The organism is Kribbella voronezhensis (assembly GCF_004365175.1).
Lineage (GTDB): Bacteria > Actinomycetota > Actinomycetes > Propionibacteriales > Kribbellaceae > Kribbella > Kribbella voronezhensis.
Window position 1 is genome coordinate 3315110 of sequence record NZ_SOCE01000001.1, and the last position, 23630, is coordinate 3338739.

Sequence of the window (23630 nt, forward strand, 5' to 3'; positions counted from 1 at the left end):
CCGATCAGTGGTGGTACGTCGCGCGGCGCATGGCTTCGCGGAGCTGGCGGACGCGGGTGCGGCGCGGGGTGATCCGGGCCCGCAGGGCGCGGGCCTCCTCCAGTTCGCGCAGGAAGGCGGCGCGGCGGCGGAGCCGGTCGAGTTGCTCGGGTGTCTTGCCGGTGTTCTCGGGCACGGCGCCACCGTCCTCGTCGGTTGTCGGAAAGGGCGCCCTGGGGCGGGGGCCGCAACTGACCTCAATCGACTACGTTCCCATCGTAAAACGGCGGTGACTTCCCGGTCCCGAATCGCCGACGGTAGCGTTCGGCGCATGCAGATTCTCGTCGTGGACCATCCGCTCGTCGCCCACAAGCTCACCACGCTGCGGGACGAGCGGACGGACTCGCCGACCTTCCGGCGGCTCACCGAGGAGCTCGTCACGCTGCTCGCCTACGAGGCCACCCGGGACGTCCGGACCGGCCCGATCACCGTGCGTACCCCGGTCGCCACGGCCGAGGGCATCAAGCTGACCGCGCCAAAGCCGCTCGTCGTACCGATCCTGCGGGCCGGCCTCGGCATGCTCGACGGGATGTCGCGGCTGCTGCCGACGGCCGAGGTCGGCTTCCTCGGGATGATCCGCAACGAGGAGACCCTGGCCGCCTCGACGTACGCCGAGCGGCTGCCCGAGGATCTGTCCGGCCGCCAGTGCTACGTGCTCGACCCGATGCTGGCCACCGGCGGCACCCTGGCCGCGGCGATCCGGTTCCTGGTCGATCGCGGCGCCGACCACATCACCGCGATCTGCCTGCTCGCGGCCCCCGAGGGCGTCGAGCGGATCGAGGCCGAACTGGCCGACCTGCACGTCCCGGTCAATCTGGTGATCGCCGGCATGGACTCACACCTGAACGAGAAGGGCTACATCGTTCCCGGCCTCGGCGACGCCGGCGACCGCCTGTACGGCGTCGCCCAATAGGCCGTACTGCTCACGAACCGGCGTCAGAAGGCGTACGGGTACGGCGACCAGTCGGCCGGGCGCTTCTCCAGGAACGAGTCGCGGCCCTCGGCGGCCTCGTCGGTGCCGTAGGCGAGCCGGGTCGCCTCGCCCGCGAAGATCTGCTGGCCGACCAGACCGTCGTCGATCAGGTTGAACGAGTACTTCAGCATCCGCTGCGCCGTCGGCGACTTCGCGCAGATCTTCCGGCCCCAGTCGAGCGCGACCGCCTCCAGCTCGGCGTGCGGCACGACCCGGTTCACCATGCCCATCCGGTAGGCGTCCTCCGCGGAGTACTCCTCACCCAGGAAGAAGATCTCCCGCGCGAACTTCTGCCCCACCTGCCGCGCCAGGTACGCCGACCCGAACCCACCGTCGAACGAGGCCACGTCCGCGTCGGTCTGCTTGAACCGCGCATGCTCGGCCGAAGCGATGGTCAGGTCGGCCACCACATGCAGACTGTGTCCACCACCTGCTGCCCAGCCCGGCACGACACAGATGACCACCTTCGACATGAACCGGATCAGCCGCTGCACCTCGAGAATGTGCAGCCGCCCCGCCTTCGCCGGATCGATCGTGTCCGCCGTCGTCCCCTCGGCGTACTTGTACCCGTCCTTGCCCCGGATCCGCTGGTCGCCACCAGAACAGAACGCCCAGCCCCCGTCACGCGGCGACGGCCCGTTGCCTGTCAGCAGCACACAACCCACATCGGTGGACATCCGGGCATGGTCGAGCACGCGGTACAGCTCGTCGACCGTCTGCGGCCGGAACGCGTTGCGCACCTCGGGCCGGTTGAAGGCGATCCGCACCACGCCCGCGTCGACAGCGCGGTGGTACGTGATGTCGGTCAGCTCGAAGCCGTCCACCTGCTTCCAGGCCGACGGGTCGAAGATCTCGGAAACCTGCACGGGCTCGGTCACAGGAGCGAGCCTATTTCAGCCCCGCGCGGTGCTCTCGCGCAGTACGACCTCGGCCCGGAAGGTCTCGGTCGTCGGCTCGCCACCTTCGACGGCCAGCTCCAGCGCGCGGCGGCCCATCTGCTCCAGCGGCAACCGCACGGTGGTCAGCCCCGGCCAGACGTCCCGCAGCGTGGCGATGTCGTCGAACCCGGCCACTGCCAGGTCGCCCGGCACGTCCACCCCACGCGCCCGCAGTGCCGACATCGCGCCGACCGCCATCACGTCGTTGACCGCGAAGAGGCAGTCCAGGTCCAGCTTCTGGTCCAGCAACTCCTCGGCTGCCGCATGTCCACCATCGCGGGTGAAGTCACCAGCCTGTACTGCGACCGGCTGCAGCCCTGACTCGGCAAGCCCAGCGATGAACCCTTCCCGCCGGTCGACAGCCGTCGCCAGCGCCTCGGGCCCGGCCAGTACGCCGAATTTGCGCAACCCGAGGCCGACCAGCGAGCGGGCCAGCTCGGCCGCACCCGCGCGGTTGTCGGGCTCGATCGTGTGCGCGGGCATCCCGGCCTGGCTGACCAGTGCCAGTCCCGCACCGGAGCCGAGGAAGTTCTCGATCTCGTGCTCGGTCCGGGCCAGCGCCTCGGCGTCGGTGCGGCGGCTGCCGATCATCACCGCGGCCCTGGCCCGCTGTGCCCGCAACGACGACAGGTAAGCAATCTCACGGTCGGCGTCACGGAACGTGCTGGCCATCATCACCAGCAGGCCGCGCTCGTCGGCGGCCCGCATCACGCCGTTCGCGATCGCCGCGAAGTACGGGTCCTCGATGTCGTGGACCAGGATGCCGACCACGTTCGTCGACGACTTGGCCAGCGCCTGCGCCTGCGCGTTCGGCGTGTAACCGAGCGCGGCCGCGGCGTCCCGGACGCGTTCCTGCAGCTCCGGGCGCGGTACGCGGTCCCCGCCGTTGAGCACGCGCGAAGCAGTCGCCACCGACACTCCCGCACGCTGGGCCACATCCAGCAATGTCACCGGTGCTCGCAGATTCACTGGTTACCCACCTTCCGTACCAGTCTCCCCCTGGGTGGCGGTCACACTATCGGACGCCGGGCCATGATCACCCAACGTAGCTGTGAACTGCCTGCGAAAATCGTCAGGACCTGGCTTTGCGCCGCCGGAATGACTAGCCTTCCCAGCCATGACGACCGTCAAAGCCAGGGTCGCGATCCTGGTCTCGTCCGCTGTGCTCTGCCTGGGAGCGTTCGCCGGTCCGGCCCACGCCGCCAGGATGCCCGACGCGCCCGGCGAACCGGTCTCCTCGAGCGCACCGGACGTGGCCGGTGTCCCCGCGCACGTCGACGCGCGCACGCACAGTACCCAGCCGGTCTACGACTATGCCGGCGCGATCCGCGAGTCCGTGTACGTCGACACCGACCTGGACACCGACTCCGACGGGCAGACCGACAAGATCGCGGTCGACATCGTGCGGCCGCGGGAGACGCAGGCCGCCGGCGTCCGGATCCCCGTCATCATGGACGCCTCGCCGTACTACTCCTGCTGTGGACGCGGCAACGAGGGCGAGAAGAAGACCTACGACGAGAACGGCGTCATCCAGAAGATGCCGTTGTACTACGACAACTACTTCGTCCCGCGCGGCTACGCGATGGTCGGCGTGGACGTGGTCGGCACCAGCCGTTCGGACGGTTGCGGCGACGTCGGCGGCAAGGACGAGATCGCCTCCGTCGTCGCCGTGATCGACTGGCTGAACGGACGCAACACCGCGCACACCCTCGACGGCAGCCCCGTCACGGCCGACTGGACCAACGGCAACGTCGGGATGATCGGCAAGTCGTACGACGGAACGCTCGCCAACGGCGTCGCCGCGACCGGCGTCCGGGGCCTGAAGACCATCGTGCCGATCTCGGCCATCTCCTCGTGGTACGACTACTCCCGCTCCGGCGGCGTGCCGTACTCGATCGACTACATGCCCTGGCTCGGCGGCTACGTCGGCCACGACACCCCGGCCTGTGACGCGGTCCGCGCGGATCTCGGCGAGCAGGACGACGACGAGACCGGCGACTACACCGCCTTCTGGGCCGAGCGGGACTACGTCAAGGACGCCCGCAAGGTGAAGGCTTCCGTGTTCATGACACACGGCCTGAGCGACTACAACGTGCAGACCAACCACTTCGCCCAGTGGTGGACGGCGCTCGGACAGAACAAGGTGCCGCGGAAGATCTGGCTCGGCCTGGAGGACCACGTCGACCCGTTCGAGTTCCGCCGTACCGAGTGGGTCGACGAGCTGCACAAGTGGTTCGACTACTGGCTGCAGGGCCTGCAGAACAACGTGATGCGCGAGCCGATGGCGACCGTCGAGGCCGCACCGGACGTCTGGCGGCAGTACCCGACCTGGCCGGCGGTGACGAAAGCCGTCCCGGTCCCGTTGGCCGAAGGCAAACTAGGTGCCCTGGGCAAGGGAACCGTCACGGTCACCGACGACCCGTCGCTGACCGAGGACACCATCGTGGCCACCCCCTCGGACGTGATCGCGGGCCGGCAGATGTTCCTGTCCGCCCCGCTGCCGGTCGCGATCCGGGTCAGCGGGACGCCGACGGTGACGCTGCGGATCAAGTCCGACTCCGCCACGACCCCCGTCACCGCCCGGCTGATCGAGTACGGCCAGGCCCAGCGGTACGCCGGTATCCGCCGGACCGGCACCGAGACCTGCGAGGGTGAGAACTCCACCTTCGACGACGCCTGTTACTTCACGGTCGAGAAGCAGACCGAGGAGAGCGACTTCGGCATCGTCAGCCGGGGCTGGATCGACGCCGCGCACAGCAGTTCGCTGAGCCGCCCGCAGCCGCTCACCCCCGGCCGCTGGACCACCGTCACGGTGCCGCTCCGGGCGCAGGACGAGGTGATCCCCAAGGGCCGGATCCTCGGCCTCGCCGTGACCTTGAGCGACACCGAATGGACCACCCCGAACGACACCGGTGCCAGCATCGACATCGACCTGGCCGGCAGCAGACTCAACCTCCCGGTGACCGCCGGCCACGTGGCCGCTCCTGGCAAGGTCACCCCGATCAAGGTCAAGATCACCAACCCGACCCAGCGCCCGGACCTGCACGACCACCTCGGCTGATCGCGAACTACCCCGCGACGAAGTGCATGGGGTCGCCGAAGCCGAGGTCGGTGATGCCGGCGGAGTAGAACGCGCCGACGAGCAGCGAGCGCCGGTGCGCGGCGAACGTGAGCACGTGCGCGACCATGCCGCCGTACGTGAAGACCCGCGGCGGTTCGCAGGTCGTGTCGACGAAGGTCTCGTCGAAGCGGCCTTCCTCGTTCAACCTGTTGACCAGGGCAACGAATCGCGAGCCGGCGTCGGCATGCCTGGTGCGCAGTTCGGCGATCGGGGTGATCACCTGCCGGCCGCAGTCCGGTACCTCGAACGGCCGGTCCTCGACCGAGGCCAGCCACATCTCCTCCTGCCAGACCAGCCGGTCCAGCAGGTAGCGGATCGACACGTCGTCGTCGATCCCCTCCACCGACAACTCGATGGGTTTGTCCAGTTCCTCCGCGGACAGCCGATCGCCGCGTTCGATCATCTCGCCGGTGAGCCACACGTGGTGCTCGACCATCCGGACCAGTACATCCATCCCTCTCGCCTCTTTCGTCGCGGGCAGGCGCAGGCCTGCCGGTGGCTGGAAATGAACCCCGCTCGGTGCCGTCAGGAAGAACCGCCGTGACGGCTCCCGCCGCCATTCCCGTGGCGGCATCCCGTACGCCCGGCTGAAGGCCCGCGTGAAGGCCTCGTGCGACCCGTAACCCGCGTCGATCGCGAGGTCGAGTACGCCGGAGTCCTCGGCGAGCAACCGGTACGCCGCCCGCTCGAGCAGCACCCGTCGCCGGAAGGCCGACGGCGACTCACCCGCCACCGCCGCGACCACCCGATCGAAATGTGAGCGCGACAGGTGCACCTGGCGAGCCAGGTCGTGGCCTGTCGTCTCGGGCTCGTCGAGGCTGTCGGCGACCGCGGTCACGAAGCCGGCGAACACGTCCGTGGAGTTCATGGCTCTACTGTGCCCGCCGATCCGGCGACCGGACTTGATCGATTTCGCTCTTTCCCCCGGTGCCGCCGCGCACCGGATTCAAACAGGATGGCGTAGTACTCCATGATGTGTAGTAGTGTGCTCGGCAGAGCACCGCGAGGCCCGGTCTGAGGGGTCCGGACCTTGCGGTGCACCACCGACTTCGAGGGGGTGATGGCGATGGACACCAGCCAGTTGCTCAAAGGCGTCCTGGACCTCGCCGTACTGGCCGTGCTGCGGGACACCGACGGCTACGGCTACGACGTACTGCGCCGCCTGCGGGCGGCCGGGCTCGAGGACGTCGCGGACGCCTCGGTGTACGGCACGCTCCGCCGGCTGTTCGCGGCCGGCGCCCTGACGTCGTACGTGCAACCCAGCGAGGAAGGCCCGCACCGCAAGTACTACGGGCTGAACAAGACCGGGCTCGATCTGCTCTCGGAGTCGACCAAGACCTGGCACCACTTCGCCGACACGATGTCGGTGCTGCTCCAAGAGGAGGCGGCGTGAACAGCACCCTGACCGGAGCGGTCGCGACCTATCTGGCCCAGGTCCGGGCCGAGCTGAGCGACCTGCCGCCGGGCGAGCTCGAGGACGTCCTCGACGACGTCGCCGGCCACCTCACGGAGGTCGCCGCCGAGGTGGGGCAGGTTCCCACGGCGACCGGCCTCCAGGAGCGCCTCGGCACTCCACGCCAGTACGCCGACGAGCTGCGAAGGGCGGCCGGCTACCCGCCGCCGAAGCGCGTCCCGGCCGACAATAAGGCAGCCGGCTCGGCGCTGCGCTGGGGACTGATAGCCAGCACGGTAGGCCCGTTCTTCCTGGTGATCGCGTTGCTGGGCCGTGGTCGTGACGTCACCGCGTTCTTCGGCCTGGTCGGGCTCACCGCCTTGGTCTTCAGCGCTCACCTCGGCGTCAAAGCGCTGCGCGGCCAGTCGCCCCGGATCGTCCTGGACACGCCGCGAGGCGCCAGCACGGCCGCCGCCATCCGCGAGTCCATCGACCAGATCCCGCCGAACGTCCGCCGCGAACTGGTGACCATCGGCCAGCCGGTCTGGTGGGTGGCGCGCGGCGCGGTCGGCGGCGCCTCGTTCTTCGCCTTCTTCGGCGCCAACGCCGTGACTGTCGTCGGCGCCCTGGCCGGCGCGGCCTTGTCGATCTGGGTCGGCCGCCGCACCCAGCAGGACGCCCGCTGGCTCTGGTACGTCGTACCGCTGAACCTCGTCGCCGCGATCATCGTGCCGGCCTGGCTCGCCGCCAGCTTCGTCGGTGGACCGAGCAGCATCTTCAACAACTACAACGACTATCGCGGCAGCAGTTCCAGCAGCTACAACCCGCCCAGTGGTCTCGTCCTGGACGGTGTCTCGGTCTCGAACATCTACCCGTTCGACGAGCAGGGCCGGCAGGTGCATGTCCGGCTCTACAACCAGGACGGTCAGCCGATCAACCTGGAACGGCAGGACTGCGCGATGCAGAGCAGCAACCGGCCGCAGAACGAGCTGAGCAACTTCTTCCCACTCGTCACGGTGCAGGACGACCCGAACGCGCCCGTCGACGCCGACGGCGTTCCCATCTGCAAGGACTCCGACAAGGCACCGTTCGTCCCGCCGCCGGCTCCCGCTACATCGGCAACGTCTTCGCCGACGCCGGTCAGCTCAGTGACGCCGACTCCCAGTGCTTCCGTGAAGCCGTCGGCCACCGCCAAGCCCGGCGCGACGTTGACGGTCCCGCCGACCCGGTAGGACGCAGCTGGGCTACAGATGCGCCGCGGCAACCCCGCGGTACTTGTAGCCCAGCTTCTCGTAGAGCGAGATCGCCGCCGCGTTGTGGTTGTGGACCATCAGTCCAGCCTGCCCGTACCGCTTGACCAGCTCGGCCGTGGCGAACGCGCACACCTGCCGCGACAGTCCCCGTCCTCGCGCCGACGGCTTGGTCGCGACCCCGGCCAGGAACCCGATCTCCGGCGCGCTCCAAGCGTCCGCCGCGATACTCAGCAATTCCCCGGTCTCCGAAGTCACCCCGGCCCACCGCCGGACGCCGGGCCGCCCCGGCCACGCGTACGAGTCGGGCGAGGCTTCCGCCAGTAGCTCCTCGACCCCGGCATCCGCGTCCAGCCAGGCCGCAGTGGTCACCACCGAAGGAGCGACCGTGGTGTGCATCCAGCCGAAGGCCGCCGCGAAGGTGAGCCCCGGCACTCTGTCCGCCAACTGCCGGATCAGCGCCTCGTCCCCGAACACCCGCAGACCGGCGTCTTCGCTCAGCACTTGCGCGACCAAGCCGGCCAGATCTTCCACCGGGCCGTGCACAGCCAGCCGGTCATGCATCGACAACTCTGGTGACGCCACGGCGACCGCGTCTCCGGCGGACCAGGCGCGAACGCGGCCTCCGAGCTCGCCTTGCCCACACCAAACGATCATCGGGTCCGCGCCGGCAATCCGGGCCAGCTCCGCTGTTGTTGACACTTCACGCACCGCGTCAGCTTAGACGGGCTTGCGAAGACCGACCGCGCCCGCCGGCACCTCGGCGTACGACGAGAGCGTGTAGCCGTTCTTCTGGTAGAAGGCGGTGTTCTTCTCGCTGCGGGCTCCGGTGAACAGGGTGATGGCGCTGACACCCGCGGGCGCCTGACTCTCGGCGTACGCGAGCAGGCGGCGACCCAGCCCGCTGTGCCGCTGGTCGGGAGCGACCATCAGCCGCCCGATATGCCACTTGTCGCCGTCGAGCTTCGCCCGCACCGAGCCGACGAGCCGCCCGTCGATCCGGACACACCAAGTCGCCCACTCCCGCAAGCCGGCCCGTACTTCGTGCTCCGGCTCCAGCAGGGCGGGCAGCTCAAGGGTGTCGTTGGCCAGCGCCTCATCGACCCAGCAGCATCGCTGCAAGACAAGGAGCTCAGGCGCATCAGCCAGCACCGCCGGAACGATCTCCTGATCGGCCCGGTACAGCGGACGCAGTACGTCGGCCACGTGGTCCAACTCGGTCAGCGCCTCCCGGGCGCGCGCTGCCAGCCGCTCGGTCTCGATCACCTTGCCGTCACTGAAAGCCTCGGCGATCCGCAGGAAGATGTCACCTCCGATCGACAACATCCGCAGCGAGGTCGCCACGCCACGAGCCATCTGTACGCCGCGCGTGCCGGCCGAGGTGTTGCCGTAACCGATGAACAGGCAGGGCTTCCAGGCCCACTCGGCGCTCAGGTAGTCGAAGGCGTTCTTCAGCGTCGCGGGCATCGCGAAGTTGTACTCGCTGGTGACGAACACGAGCGCGTCTGCCGCGCCGACCTGGCGGCTCCAGGCCTTCGTGTGCTCATGCACGTAGATCCCGGTCGACGGATGCTCGGGCTCGTCGAGGAAGGGCAGCCCGACCTCGGCCAGGTCGGCCACCTCGATCTCGACGCCGAGCTCCGCCGCCGTACCGGCTGTGGCGCGGACGAACCAGTCGGCCACCGCCGGCCCCAGTCGGCCGGGACGGGTGCTGGCGACCACGACGAGAATTTTCTTTGACATGTCAAAGAGGGTAGCGCTGTTCTTTGACATGTCAAAGAAGTAGGATCGCCGGTATGACGCGATGGCTGGCGGCCGACGAAGAGCGGGCCTGGCGGGCGATCCGGCGGCTGATCACCGTGCTGCCGTCGCGGCTGGCCCGGGACCTGAACCAGCTCGGCCTGTCGACCGCCGACTACGAAGTCCTCAGCACGCTGTCGGAGAAGCCCGGCCGGCGTTGGGGCCTGAAGGACTTCGCGGAGAAGATGCAGTGGTCCCGCAGCCGGCTGTCCCACCACGCGGCCCGGATGGAGGCCCGCGGGCTGATCGAGCGCGAGCCGGATCCGGCCGATGCCCGCGGCTCGATCTACCACCTGACCGACCAAGGCTTCGAGGTCCTCGCGCAGGCGGCTCCCGGGCACCTGGAGTCCGTCCGCGGGCGTTTCGTCGACCACCTCAGTCCGGAAGAACTGGCCGTTCTGGAGCGAGTGGCCACGCGGATCGCGGACCTACCGGACTAGCTGCCACCAGGTCAGGTGGGAGGCCGCGTCGGCCACCGGCTCGATGGTCTCCCAGGCCTCGACAACCAGCCCGTCGGCCAGGCGCAGGATGTCGACGACGACGATCTCCGGACCGCCGTCGGGGAGCCGCCGCCGGGTATGCATCACGACGTGGTCGTCGTCGGCGAGCAGGTGCAGGACCTCGACCTGCTGATCGGCCAGTGGCACGAGCGCGGCCTGGATCGAGGCGAGCCATTCGGACCTGGTCGAGTCGCGGTCCGGCCGGTGGTGGACGAAATCCCTGCTCAGCAAGGGTTCCAGGCCTTCGGTGCTGCCGGAGGTGAGCAGGCCGGCCAACGCCTGCTGGATGATGGTCTTGTTGTCTGTGGTCAGGTTCTCGATCGTCATGGCCGCAGTGTTTCCACCCCGGTACCGCCTTGTCGATGAAATCCGATTTCATCGCGGCCGGCCCGGCAGGCTGAGTAGTCTCGGCACCGTGCAGACGATCGGGGAGCTCCTGCGGCACTGGCGGCACCGCCGGCAACTCAGCCAGCTCGACCTCTCGATCGCCGCCGACGTCTCGGCCCGGCACGTCAGCCTGATCGAGACCGGGAAGTCCAGGCCGAGCGCCGAGATGATCCTCCGGCTCGCGGATCAGCTCGATGTGCCGCTGCGCGACCGCAACCGGCTCCTGGTCGCCGCGGGGTTCGCTCCCCGGTACGCCGAGCGGGCTCTCGACGGCGAGGCGATGGCCGCCGCCCGCGAGGCGATCCAGCGGGTGATCGAGGCCCACGAGCCCTACCCCGCGGTGGTTTTCGACCGTCGGTGGAACCTCGTGATGACCAATCGCGCGGTCGACCCGTTCCTCGCCACCGTCGACCCGGAACTACTGCGGCCACCGATGAACCTGGTCCGGCTGGCCCTGCACCCGCGCGGCTTCGCGCCACTGATCGCCAACCTCGCCGACGTACGATCGATGTTCCGGAACCGGATCAGGCGCCAGCTCGGCGCTGCCCCCGACGCAGAACTCACGACCCTCTACGAGGAACTGCTGGCCGCCGGTCCGGACGAGGCGAGCCATCCGGTCGAGTCCGAGATCATGATCCCGATGATCATCCGTCTCGACGGCCGGGAGCTGCGGTTGTTCTCGACCATCACCACGTTCGGCACACCACTGGACATCACCCTGGACGAGGTCGCCATCGAGTCCTACTACCCGGCCGACCCCGAAACCGCTGCCTACTTCCGCGGCTCTTAGCCCTCCGCGCGCTGGATGGCGTAGGGACTGAGGTGGTGGTAACCACGCACGGACACGCGGCGGAGCTTCCGAACCCGGTACGCCGGATGGCCGTCCAAGGCGGCCGCGAGCTCCCGATCCCCGAGCACCCGGCCCGGCTTGGCCTCCGAGGTCAACCGGGACGCGAGGTTGACCACTTCGCCGTAGACATCGCCGAGGCGGATCAGGATGCTCCCGTAGGCCAGGCCGATCCGCAGTTCCGGCATGTCCCCCGCCGCCGCGACCTTGTCCTGCAACGCCAGCGCGACCGCCGCCCCCTGCGCCGGCGTATCGGTCACGAACAGCACCTCGTCACCGATCGACTTGATCACCCGGCCCCCGTTGAGCGCGACCACGTCGGCCGCCATCCCCTCGAACCGCTCGATCAACTGCCCGAGCTCCACCTCGGACAGCCGCCGGGTCAGCCGGGTGTAGCTGACGATGTCGGCGAACCCGACCACCCGGACGCCGCGCGCCAGCTCGTCCGAACCGGCCACCGCCCGGCCGGCCGCGGCCGCCAGATGCCGCCGCCAGACGTAGGTCTGCAGCCGCTCCATTGCCGGTAGCAACAAAGAGGCGACCTCGATCGCCTCGTCCGGGCCCAGCTCCGAACCGGCCAGCAACTCCAGGAACATCGCGGACTGCCAGGACGCCAGCCGGGACTGGGTCTGGCCGAGCTTCCGCGCCAGCGACGACTCCACGGCAGGATCGATGAAGCCGTCGTCCTCCAGCGCCGCGACCAGCCGGAGCGCCTCCACATCGCCGTCGGTGAAGGCGATCTCGTGGTCCGGCACGGTCGCGAAGCCGAGCGCGTGCCACATCTTCTCGGCCCGCTCACTGGAGATCCCGGCCCGCGCGGACACCTCGGTCCGGGTGAACTTCCGCTCACCGCCGAGCAGCGCCTGCTCGAAGCGCAGTGCGGGGAAGTCAGGAGCTGGGTCTGTCACCGCGCCGCTCGGCGATCGTCGCGTCGATGGCGTCGCGGAAGTTCGGCAGCCGGTTGGTCAGGTCGTCGAACTTCTCCCGGGTGAAGTGCAGCAACTGCAACCGGCTCTTCGCCGTCACCGTTGCCGTCCGCAACCGGTTCTGCCGGACCGCGACCTCACCGGCGATGTCCCCCGGCCCGAGCTCGGCGATCTCCTCGCCCTTGACCCGGACCGCCGCCGTACCGCTGATGATCAGGTACGCCGCGTCGGGCGGCGTCTGCTCCAGGATCAGCGACCAGCCGGCCGGTACCGAGACCTCCTCACCGGCGCGGAAGATGTCCTTGATCTCCCGTCCGGACAGATCCGCGAACAGCGGCAGATCCCGCGGGGACGTCCTACCCAGTGCCACGTCGATCCTCCGAGCCCGCCGGCCGTACCCGGCGATCAGCCGATGTTTCCAGTCAGTAACTCTAACGCCCCACCCCTCCCGAGGTCACCGAACCCAGCAGATTCCGCCGCCCTGACCGAGCGAAGGCGGCGATCGGTCAGCCGGTCAGCGCGGAGGACCTGCCTCGATGCGGGTTCGGACCTGGTGCATCCGTTCCGGTGAGTGGTGTGGGAGGTCCCATCGCGTTTCGAGCCACCAGGTGGCGCCCGCGTCGGCCCACGGGGCAACCTGCTGTGCTGCGGCCTCGCGGTCGTCGGGCGGCGTTTCTCCCTCGGCGATGACGTCGAACCCGGGAGCCATGCCGTGCTCGGTCAGCCACGTACGCAGTACGCGCATCTCTTCCGGTGTGTCCGCGCCCGGCTGGAACTGGGGCAGTACGCCGTCACAGCGCAGCACCCGGCGCATCGACTTGGGTCGCGGCCACGCGCCGACGACCCAGAGTGGGATCCGTTCCTGCACCGGCCGTCCGACCTCGGCCAGGCCGTCCCGCTCACACGAGTAGTCGTAGTACACGCCGTGGTACTGCGAACGTCCGGCCCACAACTCGCGGATCAGGTCGATGCCCTCGTCGAGCATCGCGGCCCTGGTCCGCAGATCCAGCTCCTCACCGGTTCGCGGCATCTCGGCGTCGGTCGCACCGAGACCGACGGCCAGCGTCGCCCGGCCATCGGAGAGCTGATCGAGCGTGGCCACCTGGCTGGCCACCTTCCACGGCCGCCGCCACGGCAACGGCGTCAGCATCGTGCCGAGCCGGATCCGCGAAGTCCGGGCTGCCATCGCGCTCAGCAGTCCCCACGCATCGACCCCGTAGGCCGCCTCCCACACGAACACCCCGTCCCAGCCGGCCGCCTCGGCCGACACGGCCTGCTCGAGCTGCTCCCTCGCCGTACCCCCAGGCAGAATCACTCCGAATCGCATACCCCGTTTGTAACCCGCCCCTCGGACACTTTCGGCCGGAGCTCGGAGCAGCGGTGCCGAGGAGGCGCGCCGCGTTCGACGGTGCCGGTGGACGGCGCGTTCTAGCATCGGAAGCTCCGCACGGATTTCGGTGAGACCTAGCTCAGGGGTGGGCATGCGGGTTGCGATGGTGGGCATGGGGACCCGGGGTGACGCGCAGCCGATGGTGCTGCTGGCGGCCGAGCTGAAGCAGCGCGGGTACGACGTCGAGCTGGCGCTGAACACGGATCTGCGGTGGCTCGGCGAGCGGCTCGGCGTACCGACAAGCGATCTGGAGCTGAACGCGCGCGAGTTCATGGAGTCCGAGCAGGGCCGTAGCTGGCTCGCGTCCGGCGACATGGCGTCGTACGTGCGCTGGTTGCTCGACTACAAACGCCGGATCGCCGATCTCCTGCACGCCAAGCTAATCGAGCACGCCGAGCGTGCCGACGTGGTGATCTCCGGATCGGTGACCGAACTGGAGGCCGCCGTCATCGCCGAGGCCGCACAGGCGCAGTACGTCGCGGTGCACTACGCACCGATGCGCAGCAACAGTGCGTACCCGCACATGGTGGTGTCGCGCGAGGTCTTCTCGCCCGAGCGCAATCTGGAGACCTACGAGCAGGTGGAGAAGGGCAACTGGCCGGTCTTCGCGCCCTTCGTCAACGAGCTGCGCGCCAAGGTCGGCCTGGCGCCGACAACGCTCGGAACAGCGGCCCGACTGGAGCAGACCGGCTCACTCGAACTGCAGATCTACAGCCGGCACCTCGTCCCGGAGCTGACTGAATGGGGTCCGCGCCGCCCGATCACCGGCTTCCTCTGCCCCTCGGACGAGCAGCAGGCCGAACTCAACGGCACCGTGGATCCCGCACTCGACCGGTGGCTCGACGGCGGCGATCCGCCGGTGTACTTCGGCTTCGGCAGCATGCCCGTCCTGGATCCGCGGGCAGCACTGGTCTTGATCGACCAGGTCAGCAGCAAGCTCGGCGTCCGCGCTCTCGTCGGCGCCGGCTGGACCGACCTCGATCTCAGTACGACGGCCGGCGGGCGGGTTCGCGTGGTTGGCGAATTCGACCACGAGGCAGTACTCCCGCGGTGCCGCGCCGCCGTTCACCACGGCGGCGCGGGGACCACCGGCAGCTCGATCAGGGCCGGTCTCCCCACCGTGATCTGCGCCGTCTTCGCCGACCAGCCCTTCTGGGGTGCCCGGCTCGAGGCCCTCGGCGTCGGCACCACCCTCGCCTTCACCGACCTCTCCGCGGACACCCTGCTGGCCGCCCTGGAGCCCTTGCTCGCCGACGAACCAGCCGACAGAGCCCATCACCTCGCTGCGAAGCTCCGTTCCGAGTCCGGTGTCACCGCCGCGGCCGACGCCTTCGAACGAACCGTCAACGCCTGACCGGCGCCGGCGAACTCCGGCCATTCCGCAGCCGGCTCGTCGGCAGCCCAGAGCACATAGCCGTCCGGCCGTACGACGACCCGCGCCGCCTCCGCCCAGTCCGACAGCTCGAGCCGCAGGTGCCGCCCGGCTCGGAGCAGGTCCGCGACGCTCGTCGTACCGAGGTCGAGGTCAGGCATCCGCTGCCCGGTCAACGCATGCTCGCCGGGCAGCTCGTAGCGAACACCGAGCCCGGACACGAGGCCGGTCAGCCATTTGTTTGCCGAAGGCAACTGCATTAGTTCGACGAAGATCTCGCGCAGGCAGGCGACGTCGTCGTCGGGGACCATCAGAACGCCTTGTGCGCGGGTGTTCGCCAGCACGGCCGCACCGACCGGATGCCGCTCCGCGTGGTAACTGTCCAGCAGATCCACGCCGTCCTTCAGGTATGCCGCGAGTTTCCAGCCCAGGTTGAACGCGTCCTGCAGGCCAAGGTTCATCCCCTGCCCACCGGTCGGCGAGTGGATGTGCGCGGCGTCGCCCGCCAGGAACACCCGGCCCTTCCGATACTGCGCAGCCTGCCGAACCGCGTCGGTGAAGCGCGAACCCCAGCGGAGTTCCTGCAGCACCACCTCGTCGCCGTACCAGCCGGTCAGCGCCCGCGCCACCTCGTCGAAGGTGACCTCGCCGGTCAATCCCTGCTGATCGGGCCCGGTGAAGAGCGCACGGTAGACGCCGTCGCCCAGCGGCAGGATCGACATCACCGCGCCCTCGCGCGGCACGAGCGACGGCAACTCCCAGCCGCGGGGGCCGGGCCTGTTGTCCGCCACGACGACATCGGCGACCACCGCCGAGAACCGCCCGTCCCGGCCAGGAAAGGCGATCTCGCTCAGTTTCCGGACCGCACTCCGGCCCCCGTCGCACCCCACCACCCAGCCCGCGCGGATCGTCGTACCGCCGTCGAACTCCGCCAGTACGCCGTCGTCGTCCTGGGTCAGCCCGGTCAACGTCAACCCACGGGCGACCTGTACGCCGTACGTCGCGAGGTGCTGCTCCAGGTGCTCCTCGATGCGGGCCTGCGGAATCCCCAGCTGGCAAGGGAATCGCGTCTCCCAGCTCGCGTACTCCAGCGGAACCTCCAGCCCCGCGAAGTGACCGGCCGGAAGCCGCTCGACCACCTCGTCCAGGAGTTGCTCCAGCAACCCGCGCGAGTGCAGGATCTCCGCCGACCGCGGCTGGATCGTCAAGGCCTTCGACTGCCCGGAGCGCCGAAGCGCCTGGTCCACGACGATGATCGGCACTCCTGCGAGGGTGAGCTCGGCGGCGAGCAGCAATCCGGTCGGACCCGCGCCGACGATCAGGACGTCAGGATTCTTCATGCGAGCAGGTCGTTCTTCCTGGAGTAGACGATCATGAATCCGTAGAGGACCACGAAGAGCGCGATCCATTGCGCCGTCGTGACACCCGGCACCGCATCGAGCGGCAGCGTGTAGGCGATCACCACGCGCACCACGGCGTCGAGAACCAGCCCGACACCCCAGACCGCGGTGATCAGCCGGAGCCCGTACCGGAAGCGGGGCTCGGTGTCCCAGCGGCTCGCCCAGATCTCACCGCCACCCTTGCCCCGCTTGGCCTCGGCGATGCCGCGCCCGATCGAGAGCAGCAGCGGCTTGCCCGCGAGCAAGGTGCCGAGCATCCAGAACCCGCACAGCGCGGTGATCACACCGTCCTTGGCGAGCAGCATCCGCGGGCTGTCCATCGCCAGCGAAGCGATCGTCCCGAGGGCGAGCGCGCTGATCATGAAGATCGCCAGCCAGTCCACCTTGGCGCCTCTGACCAGCGAGTACGCCGTACGGACGACCGGGATCACCGAGCCCGTCAGGGTCGCTCCGACCACTCCCACACCGGCCCGGCGCAGGCCGTAGAAGATCAGCAGGGGCACGACAAGGTCGATCAGAACCGGGGCGAGCACGGCACCCCAGCGTGCCTTGGGTTTGTTGTCTGTCACGGCACTCATGGCTGCTCCGCCCGGGTGGCTCGATGGAAGGTCTCGGTCAGTTCGTCGGCGCACACCTGCGGATCGGCGCCGGCGACCAGTCGCCCGGCGACCGCGTCGATCGCGGCACGCAGAGCGGCAGCCATCAGCGTGGAGTCGAACGTCCGGAAGTCGCCCGACCGCTGGCCGTCGTCGAAGAGGCCTGCCAGCCGTGCGATCGCGCCGTCGCTCTCCTCCGACGGGACCGGCACCTGCCCGAACACGATCTGCTGGACCGCGCGGACGTGATCGGGCCGGCTGGCGATGAACTCGACGTTGGAGCGGATGTACGCCGCCAGTTTGGCCGCCGGACCGGCGGCCGCGTCGAGCGCCGGACGCATGAAGGCGCCCGCGTCGGTGGTGACGCGATGCAGCACTTCGGCGAGCAACTCGTCCTTGGAGGTGAAGTGGTACGAGATCAGCCGCTTGCTGCTGAGCCCGGCAACCTCGCAGATCGCGTCGTACGACGCGGCCGCGTAGCCACGCTCGGCCAGCACCGCAATGGTCGCCTCGACGATCTGGTCCCGACGGGCCGCCGTACTGCCGGCCCGGTCTCCGGCTTGTTTTATCCGCATGTGTAAAAGTTATCCGACTGTGTAACTCGCGTCAAGCGGCACCACCCGACGTGGAGGATCGGCCTGGATCGGCGGCGAACGGGGAGAGTCAGGCCGGTGGGCGGCGGGTGCGGCGGGTGCGGTGGTGGGAGGTGCGGGCGCGGCGGCGTACCGGGCGACGGGGGCCTACCAGGCGGGGACCGGCGAGGCGGTCCTCCAGGCGGCGGGCCTCGCGGCGGATCGGCTGGGCGACGTACTCGCCGAGGATGACGCCCGATGCGAGCGCGACACCGATGGCGACGGCGGTGGCGAGGCTGACGATGCCGGTCAGGTTGCCGTTGCTCATCACCTCGAACAACCCCTTGTAAATGGTCAGTCCAGGCAGCAGCGGCACCGTGCCGGAGACGACCACCACCAGGGGCGGTACGCCGAAGCGCCGACCCAGGGAGTACCCGCCGAGCCCGACCACGAAGGCCGCCGCGGCCGTCGACCAAGCGGGCCCGAACTGCGCCCGCGCCATCATCGTGAACACCAGTGATCCGGCCGCGCCCACGACGGCGACCGGTAGCAGCGACCGCAGCGGCGCGTACGAGGCGAACGCGAAGGCGACCGCCATCAACGCGCCGGAGCCGACCATGATCGGCAGGTTCGCGAGCTTGATCGTCTGCGCCTCGATCGCGACCGGCAGACCGAACCTGATCCCCAGCGCGAGGCCGAGACTGACGCCCGCGATGATCCCGCCGGTGAGCAGCATCGCCTCCAGACTGCGGGCCGCCGCGGTCACGTAGTACCCGGTGATCGCGTCCTGGACGGCACCGGTGAGGGCGATCCCGGCGAGCAGCATGATGATGCCTGCGGCAACTACCAGCGATGGCTTCACCGGCGCGTGGACGGCGTACAGGATCAACGCGACCGCGGTGGCGACGAAGGCGCCGGCGACCTGCTGGTAGAAGGCGGGCAGGCGCTGGCGGTTGAACCAGCGGTTGCTGAGTTCGATCAGGATCGCCGTGACGACGGCGACGAGGGTGATCAGCCAGCCGCCGCCGAGCAGCAGGGTCGCGCCGCCGGCCATCACACCCCAGGCGAGCACCGAGCTCCAGCGCGGGAACGGCGGACCGGCCGAGACCATCCGGGCGAGTTCACGACTGGCATCGGCGCGGGTCACCTCGCCGCGCGCGAGCCGCTGGACGAGCTGGTCGACGTCGGTCAGCCGGGAGAAGTCCTGACCCCGGTACCGGACCACCCGCATGTGTGTTTCCGGGGCGACGTCGGGCGCCGCCTGGTAGGAGATGGCGATCGAGGTGAACGTGATGTCCACCTCACACCCGCGCAGTCCACAGGCAGCGGTCACGGACAGGATCGTCGCCGTCGCATCGGCCGTCCCCGCACCGCTCGACAACACCACCTCACCGATCCGCAACGCCAGATCGAGCGTCCGGTACAACTCCCGCTGCCCATCCCGATCCCGATCATCCCGCCGCCGCCCGAACCCAACCCCCCGCCGCTCAGCAGTGTCTTCTGCCACCCCGCGATCCGCGTTCCCCTCGTCCCCACCGCCCGCACCATCCATCGAGCGCCGCCCGGCGACTTCCCCGACACCGCGGTCCGGGTTCCGCTCATCCCCACCATCCATCGAACGCCGCCCGGCGACTTCCCCGACACCGCGGTCCGCCTTCTGCTCGCCACCACCGACCGCACCATCCAGCGGCCGCCGCCCGGCGACTTCGCCTTCTGCTGCGGCAGGCTCGCCTTTCCTCGCCGCGTCTGCGTCCTCCCGCCGGCGCGCTTGCGTGCCTTGACTGGACGTGCGGGGGTGGCGCGGCTGGTTGGCTGCGATGGGGAGCTCGTTCAGTCGGGGGTGGTCGGTCGGCGAGTCGGGGGCCTCGGGCACCGGGCTCCTTTCGTTGATGGCAACGACGCTAACGCCCGCCGGTACGCCGTACCGCATCCGCCTGCCCACCCCACCGGGTGCAACCGCTTTCCGCCAGCGATTCCCGACAGGTTGACTCGTCGTGACCGCCCACCTAAGGTTGCCCACACAAGCCTTGGAAAGCCCTTTCCCAGGCGTCGGCCGGACCAGGAGGCGACCATGTGCGAGTACGGCCCACCCGCCGCCGCCCTGCCCGGCGGCATCGGCATCTCGCTGCTCAAGGTCTACGACATCGAGGCCCCGGACGGCCTGGTCGGCGGTACGCCGCACGTCCACCTCGCCTGCTCCGAGGGGTACTACGTGATCGCGGGCTCCGGCGCGGTCCAGACGCTCAACCCGAAGGGCTTCACCGAGACCCCGCTCCAGGCCGGCACCGTCGTCTGGTTCGACCCGGGCACGATCCACCGGCTGGTCAACAACGGCGGCCTCCAGATCCTCACCCTGATGTCCAACTCCGGCCTCCCCGAAGCGGGCGACGCCGTACTGACTCTCCCGCCCGAGCACCTCACCGACCGCGACACCTACCTCAAAGCGACCACGCTGACCGGCGAGGGCGAGGCCCGGACCCCCTCCGCGATGGCCCGGCGCAACCTGGCGCTAGAGGGCTTCGCCGTACTGCGAACCGCGTACGACGCCGAGGGTCCGTCCGCCCTCGACCCGTTCTACGAGGCCGCGATCGGCATCGTCCGTCCGCAACTCGCGGACTGGCGGCGGCGCTGGGAGCAGGGCGCTCGCCGCCTCGCCGACGAGACCGGTGCCGCCCTCGACGCACTGGAGACCGGCCAAGCGCCGTACCTGCGGACCGCCGAGCTCCACCAACTCCCAGCACCGACCGAGCTGGGCCGGCACGGCATGTGCGGCCGGCTCGATGTCTACGACCTGAACACCTGATCCCGCGAACCGCCCGATAGAGACCAGCGCAGACGAAGCGCCGAAGAGAGGTAGCACAGTGAACGATCGACGCATCGGCATCGTGATGAACGGCGTCACCGGCCGGATGGGTCTGCGCCAGCACCTGGAGCGCTCCATCGTGGCGATCCGCGAGCAGGGCGGCATCCCGGCCGCCGACGGGACGATGATCATCCCCGAGCCGATCCTGGTCGGCCGCAACGAGCTCAAGCTCAAGAACATCGCGGACACCTACGGCCTGACCCGGTGGACGACGGACCTGTCCGAGGCGCTGGCCGAGCCGGACGTCGAGATCTACTTCGACTCGCAGCTGACCCAACTGCGGGAGAAGGGCGTCCGCGCCGCGGTCGAGGCAGGGAAGGCGATCTACTGCGAGAAGCCGATCGCGGAGGGTCTGGACGCTGCGGTCGACCTCGCCCGGCTCGTCCGGGACTCCGGGCTGAAGAACGGCGTCGTCCAGGACAAGCTCTCGCTGCCCGGCCTGCGCAAGCTCAAGCGGCTCGTCGACGGCGGCTTCTTCGGTGAGATCCTGTCGGTGCGCGGCGAGTTCGGTTACTGGGTGTTCGAGGGCGACTGGCAGGAAGCGCAGCGGCCGGCCTGGAACTACAAGGCCGAGGAGGGCGGCGGCATCGTCGTCGACATGTTCTGCCACTGGCGGTACGTGCTCGACCAGATCTTCGCCCCGGTCAAGTCGGTCTACTGCCAGGGCGCGACCCACATCCCGACCCGGTACGACGAGCAGGGGCAGCCTTACACCGCGACGGCCGAGGACGCGGCGTACGGCGTCTTCGAGCTCGAGGGCGGCATCATCGCGCAGCTCAACTCGTCCTGGACCACGCGCGTGTTCCGGGACGAACTGGTCGAGTTCCAGGTCGACGGGACCGAAGGCAGTGCGGTCGCCGGGCTGCGGAACTGCCGCGCCCAGCACCGCTCGGCGACGCCGAAGCCGGTGTGGAATCCCGATCTGCCGGCGGCGTACTCGTTCCGCGACCAGTGGTCGGAGGTGCCGGACAACGAGGTGTTCGACAACGGGTTCAAGGTGCAGTGGGAGATGTTCCTGCGGCATGTCGTCGACGACGCGCCGTTCACCTGGGACTTCGTCGAGGGCGCCAAGGGCGTGCAGCTCGCCGAGCTGGGTCTGCAGTCGTGGCGCGAAGGCCGCAAGCTGGAGGTCCCGGCGCTCGACATCGAGACGCGGGCATGAGCCTGTCGCTGCGGCTGCCCCGCGACGGCGGCCTCGAGACCTACGAACTGACCGGTACGCCGGTTGCCCAGGGCACCTATGAGCCGGCCCGCAGCCGACTCGCGTTCGCCGCGGCGCACGTGGTCGCCGACCCGCTCGGCGACAACTCGCCAGGCGCTCCCGCGGCGATCGACTGGGAGCACACCCTCGACTTCCGCCGGCACCTGTGGTCGCTCGGCCTGTCGGTCGCCGAAGCCATGGACACCGCCCAGCGAGGCATGGGCCTGGACTGGCCGGCCACCCAAGAACTCATTCGCCGCTCCGCGGCGGAAGCACCTGCTCGCTCCTCCGTCGCGGGAACTGAGGGGAGCTCCGCCGACGCGGGAAGCGCCGCGGGCGCGGGGAGCGCCGCAGGCGCCGGGGTTTTGGAGAAGCGGATTGCAGTGGGGGTTGGGACGGACCAACTGGCGCCCGGGGTGCATCCGCTGGATGCGGTGATCGCCGCGTACGAAGAGCAACTGGCATTGGCCGAGGAAGTCGGTGCTCAGCCGATTCTGATGGCCAGCAGGGCGTTGTGTGCCGCGGCTACTTCTCCGGACGACTACCGGAAGGTCTACGACCGGTTGCTGGGGCAGTCGTCCCGGCCGGTGATTCTGCACTGGCTCGGGTCGATGTTCGATCCGGCGCTGGAGGGCTACTGGGGTGGCGATTCGCTCGACACCGCGGCCGATGTCGTCGTCGAGCTGATCAACGAGAACGTGGCGCACGTCGACGGCATCAAGGTTTCGTTGCTCGATGCAAGCAAAGAGATTGCCTTGCGCAAGCGACTTCCCGACGGCGTACGGCTCTACACCGGTGACGACTTCAACTACCCGGAGCTGATCCAGGGCGACGGCGACCGGCACAGCGACGCGCTGCTCGGGATCTTCGCGGCGATCGCTCCCGCCGCCGCGGCAGCGTTGAAGGCGCTCGACGAGGGCGACGTCACGGCGTACGGGCAGATTTTCGCCCCGACGGTCCCGCTGGCCCGGCAGATCTTCTCGGCGCCGACGTACTACTACAAGACCGGAATCGCCTTCCTGGCCTGGCTGAACGGGCATCAGCCCGGTTTCGGCATGGTCGGCGGACTGCAGACCGGCCGCTCGCTTCCGCACCTGGCCGAGACGTTCCGGCTGGCCGACGCGGCCGGCGTACTGACGTCGCCCGAGCTGGCCGTGGATCGCTTCCGCAAGCTGCTCATCGTGGGTGGGGTCGACGCGTGAATCGCTACAGCCTCAACCAGGCAACCACGAAGTACTGGTCGTTGGAGGACGTCGTGGCGGCCAGTGCCAAGGCCGACCTGTCCTGGATCGGCCTGTGGCGCGAACCGGTGCAGGAATACGGCGTGGAGCGGTCGACGAAGCTGGTCACCGACGCCGGGCTACGCGTTTCCTCCTTGTGCAGAAGCGGTTTCTTCACCTCTACCGATGCTGCCGAGCGTCAGGCCAAGATCGAGGACAACCGGCGCGCGATCGACGAAGCGGCTGCCCTCGGCACCGACGTGCTGATCCTGGTCAGCGGCGGATTGCCTTCCGGCTCGCGCGATCTCGACGGCGCCCGGGCGATGGTCCGCGACGGCATCGCCGAGCTCGCGCCGTACGCGCAGGAAGCCGGAGTCAGGCTTGCCATCGAGCCGCTGCATCCGATGTTCTGCTCGGACCGCTGCGTGGTGTCGTCGCTCGGTGGCGCCCTCGACCTGGCCGAGCAGTTCCCGGTCGAGCAGGTCGGTGTGGTCGTCGACGCGTATCACCTGTGGTGGGACGCCGACGTCTACCGGCAGATCGAGCGCGCCGGCGCCCGGATCTGCTCGTACCAGGTGAGTGACTGGGTCGTCCCGCTGCCCGCCGACACCCTGCTCGGCCGCGGCATGATGGGTGACGGCTCGATCGAGCTGCGCAGACTCCGTGAGGCGTGCGACGCGGCCGGGTACGACGGGCCGGTCGAGGTCGAGATCTTCAACCAGGACCTGTGGAACGCACCCGGCCAGGAAGTCTTCGACCTGGCCCTGGCCCGGTACGGCGAACACGTCGCCTGAGCCGGTCGGTGCCGGGTGCCCTGAGTTGCCCGAAGCAACGATGCTCTC

Annotated in this window: 25 protein-coding genes; 11 read left to right on the top strand and 14 right to left on the bottom strand. The window is 69.3% G+C overall.

What is annotated here, in order from left to right; genetic code table 11:
* Positions 1–4: 4 nt before the first annotated feature.
* Positions 5–175, bottom strand: a complete 171-nt coding sequence (locus EV138_RS15160; RefSeq protein ID WP_202866724.1) for a hypothetical protein — start codon at positions 173–175, stop codon at positions 5–7.
* 135 nt (positions 176–310) lie between these two features.
* Between EV138_RS15160 and upp the strand changes: the two genes are divergently transcribed.
* The gene (upp, locus tag EV138_RS15165) at positions 311–952 is read left to right on the top strand and encodes a uracil phosphoribosyltransferase (RefSeq protein WP_112241764.1); all 642 of its coding nucleotides are present in this window, start codon (positions 311–313) and stop codon (positions 950–952) included.
* Positions 953–975: 23 nt separating this feature from the next.
* Here upp and EV138_RS15170 read toward each other — a convergent pair whose 3' ends face one another.
* Together EV138_RS15170 and EV138_RS15175 are read right to left on the bottom strand one after the other, a co-directional pair.
* Positions 976–1890: a 1,4-dihydroxy-2-naphthoyl-CoA synthase gene (locus tag EV138_RS15170; protein WP_202866725.1), complete on the bottom strand. Its 915-nt coding sequence runs from the start codon at positions 1888–1890 to the stop codon at positions 976–978.
* Positions 1891–1905: 15 nt separating this feature from the next.
* Complete coding sequence (locus EV138_RS15175) at positions 1906–2919, bottom strand: LacI family DNA-binding transcriptional regulator (protein ID WP_133979578.1); 1014 nt, start codon at positions 2917–2919, stop codon at positions 1906–1908.
* Between the two features lie 148 nt (positions 2920–3067).
* Between EV138_RS15175 and EV138_RS15180 the strand changes: the two genes are divergently transcribed.
* Positions 3068–5011: a Xaa-Pro dipeptidyl-peptidase gene (locus EV138_RS15180; RefSeq protein WP_133979579.1), complete on the top strand. Its 1944-nt coding sequence runs from the start codon at positions 3068–3070 to the stop codon at positions 5009–5011.
* Positions 5012–5018: 7 nt separating this feature from the next.
* On the opposite strand, the gene EV138_RS15185 is transcribed toward EV138_RS15180, so the two are convergent.
* Positions 5019–5939, bottom strand: coding sequence for a helix-turn-helix domain-containing protein (locus tag EV138_RS15185; RefSeq protein ID WP_133979580.1), 921 nt, complete (start codon positions 5937–5939; stop codon positions 5019–5021).
* 198 nt (positions 5940–6137) lie between these two features.
* On the opposite strand from EV138_RS15185, the gene EV138_RS15190 reads away from it, so the two are divergent.
* On the top strand, positions 6138–6464 hold the full coding sequence (locus tag EV138_RS15190) for a PadR family transcriptional regulator (RefSeq protein ID WP_133979581.1): 327 nt from the start codon (positions 6138–6140) through the stop codon (positions 6462–6464).
* Complete coding sequence (locus tag EV138_RS15195) at positions 6461–7696, top strand: HAAS signaling domain-containing protein (protein ID WP_133979582.1); 1236 nt, start codon at positions 6461–6463, stop codon at positions 7694–7696. The genes EV138_RS15190 and EV138_RS15195 overlap by 4 nt, the downstream gene beginning before the upstream one ends.
* A 12-nt stretch (positions 7697–7708) precedes the next feature.
* On the opposite strand, the gene EV138_RS15200 is transcribed toward EV138_RS15195, so the two are convergent.
* Together EV138_RS15200 and EV138_RS15205 are read right to left on the bottom strand one after the other, a co-directional pair.
* Entirely contained in the window at positions 7709–8425 is a 717-nt protein-coding gene (locus EV138_RS15200) for a GNAT family N-acetyltransferase (protein WP_238158151.1), read from the bottom strand.
* A gap of 9 nt (positions 8426–8434) precedes the next feature.
* The gene (locus tag EV138_RS15205) at positions 8435–9457 is read right to left on the bottom strand and encodes a bifunctional NAD(P)H-dependent oxidoreductase/GNAT family N-acetyltransferase (protein WP_133979583.1); all 1023 of its coding nucleotides are present in this window, start codon (positions 9455–9457) and stop codon (positions 8435–8437) included.
* Between the two features lie 53 nt (positions 9458–9510).
* Between EV138_RS15205 and EV138_RS15210 the strand changes: the two genes are divergently transcribed.
* Positions 9511–9954, top strand: coding sequence for a MarR family winged helix-turn-helix transcriptional regulator (locus EV138_RS15210; RefSeq protein ID WP_133979584.1), 444 nt, complete (start codon positions 9511–9513; stop codon positions 9952–9954).
* Here the strand turns inward: EV138_RS15210 and EV138_RS15215 are convergent.
* A complete protein-coding gene (locus EV138_RS15215) occupies positions 9943–10341 on the bottom strand; it encodes a nuclear transport factor 2 family protein (RefSeq protein WP_202866726.1) in 399 nt (132 codons plus the stop codon). The two genes, EV138_RS15210 and EV138_RS15215, sit on opposite strands and share 12 nt — an antisense overlap.
* An 88-nt stretch (positions 10342–10429) precedes the next feature.
* On the opposite strand from EV138_RS15215, the gene EV138_RS15220 reads away from it, so the two are divergent.
* On the top strand, positions 10430–11191 hold the full coding sequence (locus tag EV138_RS15220; RefSeq protein WP_133979585.1) for a helix-turn-helix domain-containing protein: 762 nt from the start codon (positions 10430–10432) through the stop codon (positions 11189–11191).
* Here EV138_RS15220 and EV138_RS15225 read toward each other — a convergent pair.
* From EV138_RS15225 to EV138_RS15235, 3 genes are all read right to left on the bottom strand, one after another.
* A complete protein-coding gene (locus EV138_RS15225) occupies positions 11188–12156 on the bottom strand; it encodes an adenylate/guanylate cyclase domain-containing protein (protein ID WP_238158152.1) in 969 nt (322 codons plus the stop codon). The genes EV138_RS15220 and EV138_RS15225 overlap by 4 nt on opposite strands.
* Complete coding sequence (locus EV138_RS15230; protein WP_133979586.1) at positions 12137–12544, bottom strand: cyclic nucleotide-binding domain-containing protein; 408 nt, start codon at positions 12542–12544, stop codon at positions 12137–12139. The genes EV138_RS15225 and EV138_RS15230 overlap by 20 nt, the downstream gene beginning before the upstream one ends.
* A 144-nt stretch (positions 12545–12688) precedes the next feature.
* Positions 12689–13501 (bottom strand): LLM class flavin-dependent oxidoreductase, encoded by an 813-nt coding sequence (locus EV138_RS15235; RefSeq protein WP_133979587.1) that lies wholly within the window; start codon positions 13499–13501, stop codon positions 12689–12691.
* 154 nt (positions 13502–13655) lie between these two features.
* On the opposite strand from EV138_RS15235, the gene EV138_RS15240 reads away from it, so the two are divergent.
* The gene (locus EV138_RS15240; RefSeq protein WP_202866728.1) at positions 13656–14918 is read left to right on the top strand and encodes a glycosyltransferase; all 1263 of its coding nucleotides are present in this window, start codon (positions 13656–13658) and stop codon (positions 14916–14918) included.
* Here EV138_RS15240 and EV138_RS15245 read toward each other — a convergent pair.
* From EV138_RS15245 to EV138_RS15260, 4 genes are all read right to left on the bottom strand, one after another.
* Entirely contained in the window at positions 14840–16276 is a 1437-nt protein-coding gene (locus EV138_RS15245; RefSeq protein ID WP_133979588.1) for an FAD-dependent monooxygenase, read from the bottom strand. The genes EV138_RS15240 and EV138_RS15245 overlap by 79 nt on opposite strands.
* Entirely contained in the window at positions 16273–16914 is a 642-nt protein-coding gene (locus tag EV138_RS15250; RefSeq protein ID WP_133979589.1) for a VC0807 family protein, read from the bottom strand. Before EV138_RS15250 ends, EV138_RS15245 begins: the two co-directional genes overlap by 4 nt.
* On the bottom strand, positions 16911–17507 hold the full coding sequence (locus tag EV138_RS15255; protein ID WP_133979590.1) for a TetR/AcrR family transcriptional regulator: 597 nt from the start codon (positions 17505–17507) through the stop codon (positions 16911–16913). Before EV138_RS15255 ends, EV138_RS15250 begins: the two co-directional genes overlap by 4 nt.
* Positions 17508–17595: 88 nt before the next feature.
* Positions 17596–18930: a threonine/serine exporter family protein gene (locus tag EV138_RS15260; RefSeq protein WP_238158153.1), complete on the bottom strand. Its 1335-nt coding sequence runs from the start codon at positions 18928–18930 to the stop codon at positions 17596–17598.
* Positions 18931–19575: 645 nt separating this feature from the next.
* Between EV138_RS15260 and EV138_RS15265 the strand changes: the two genes are divergently transcribed.
* From EV138_RS15265 to EV138_RS15280, 4 genes are read left to right on the top strand one after another with little or no spacing between them, the layout of a single operon-like run.
* A complete protein-coding gene (locus tag EV138_RS15265; RefSeq protein WP_133979591.1) occupies positions 19576–20307 on the top strand; it encodes a cupin domain-containing protein in 732 nt (243 codons plus the stop codon).
* Positions 20308–20365: 58 nt separating this feature from the next.
* Positions 20366–21529: a Gfo/Idh/MocA family protein gene (locus EV138_RS15270; RefSeq protein ID WP_133979592.1), complete on the top strand. Its 1164-nt coding sequence runs from the start codon at positions 20366–20368 to the stop codon at positions 21527–21529.
* Positions 21526–22770, top strand: coding sequence for a dihydrodipicolinate synthase family protein (locus EV138_RS15275; RefSeq protein ID WP_133979593.1), 1245 nt, complete (start codon positions 21526–21528; stop codon positions 22768–22770). Before EV138_RS15270 ends, EV138_RS15275 begins: the two co-directional genes overlap by 4 nt.
* Positions 22767–23582 carry a sugar phosphate isomerase/epimerase family protein gene (locus EV138_RS15280; protein ID WP_133979594.1) on the top strand — a complete coding sequence of 272 codons (816 nt, stop codon included), beginning with the start codon at positions 22767–22769 and terminating at the stop codon, positions 23580–23582. The genes EV138_RS15275 and EV138_RS15280 overlap by 4 nt, the downstream gene beginning before the upstream one ends.
* Positions 23583–23630 lie beyond the last annotated feature (48 nt).

Excerpts from the sequence above, each read along its gene's own strand:
- upp (WP_112241764.1), top strand. The coding sequence starts at position 311 with ATGCAGATTCTCGTCGTGGACCATCCGCTCGTCGCCCACAAGCTCACC.
- EV138_RS15180 (WP_133979579.1), top strand. The coding sequence starts at position 3,068 with ATGACGACCGTCAAAGCCAGGGTCGCGATCCTGGTCTCGTCCGCTGTG.
- EV138_RS15185 (WP_133979580.1), bottom strand. The coding sequence starts at position 5,939 with ATGAACTCCACGGACGTGTTCGCCGGCTTCGTGACCGCGGTCGCCGAC.
- EV138_RS15190 (WP_133979581.1), top strand. The coding sequence starts at position 6,138 with ATGGACACCAGCCAGTTGCTCAAAGGCGTCCTGGACCTCGCCGTACTG.
- EV138_RS15205 (WP_133979583.1), bottom strand. The coding sequence starts at position 9,457 with ATGTCAAAGAAAATTCTCGTCGTGGTCGCCAGCACCCGTCCCGGCCGA.
- EV138_RS15210 (WP_133979584.1), top strand. The coding sequence starts at position 9,511 with ATGACGCGATGGCTGGCGGCCGACGAAGAGCGGGCCTGGCGGGCGATC.
- EV138_RS15215 (WP_202866726.1), bottom strand. The coding sequence starts at position 10,341 with ATGACGATCGAGAACCTGACCACAGACAACAAGACCATCATCCAGCAG.
- EV138_RS15235 (WP_133979587.1), bottom strand. The coding sequence starts at position 13,501 with ATGCGATTCGGAGTGATTCTGCCTGGGGGTACGGCGAGGGAGCAGCTC.
- EV138_RS15240 (WP_202866728.1), top strand. The coding sequence starts at position 13,656 with ATGCGGGTTGCGATGGTGGGCATGGGGACCCGGGGTGACGCGCAGCCG.
- EV138_RS15245 (WP_133979588.1), bottom strand. The coding sequence starts at position 16,276 with ATGAAGAATCCTGACGTCCTGATCGTCGGCGCGGGTCCGACCGGATTG.
- EV138_RS15250 (WP_133979589.1), bottom strand. The coding sequence starts at position 16,914 with ATGAGTGCCGTGACAGACAACAAACCCAAGGCACGCTGGGGTGCCGTG.
- EV138_RS15255 (WP_133979590.1), bottom strand. The coding sequence starts at position 17,507 with ATGCGGATAAAACAAGCCGGAGACCGGGCCGGCAGTACGGCGGCCCGT.
- EV138_RS15265 (WP_133979591.1), top strand. The coding sequence starts at position 19,576 with ATGTGCGAGTACGGCCCACCCGCCGCCGCCCTGCCCGGCGGCATCGGC.
- EV138_RS15275 (WP_133979593.1), top strand. The coding sequence starts at position 21,526 with ATGAGCCTGTCGCTGCGGCTGCCCCGCGACGGCGGCCTCGAGACCTAC.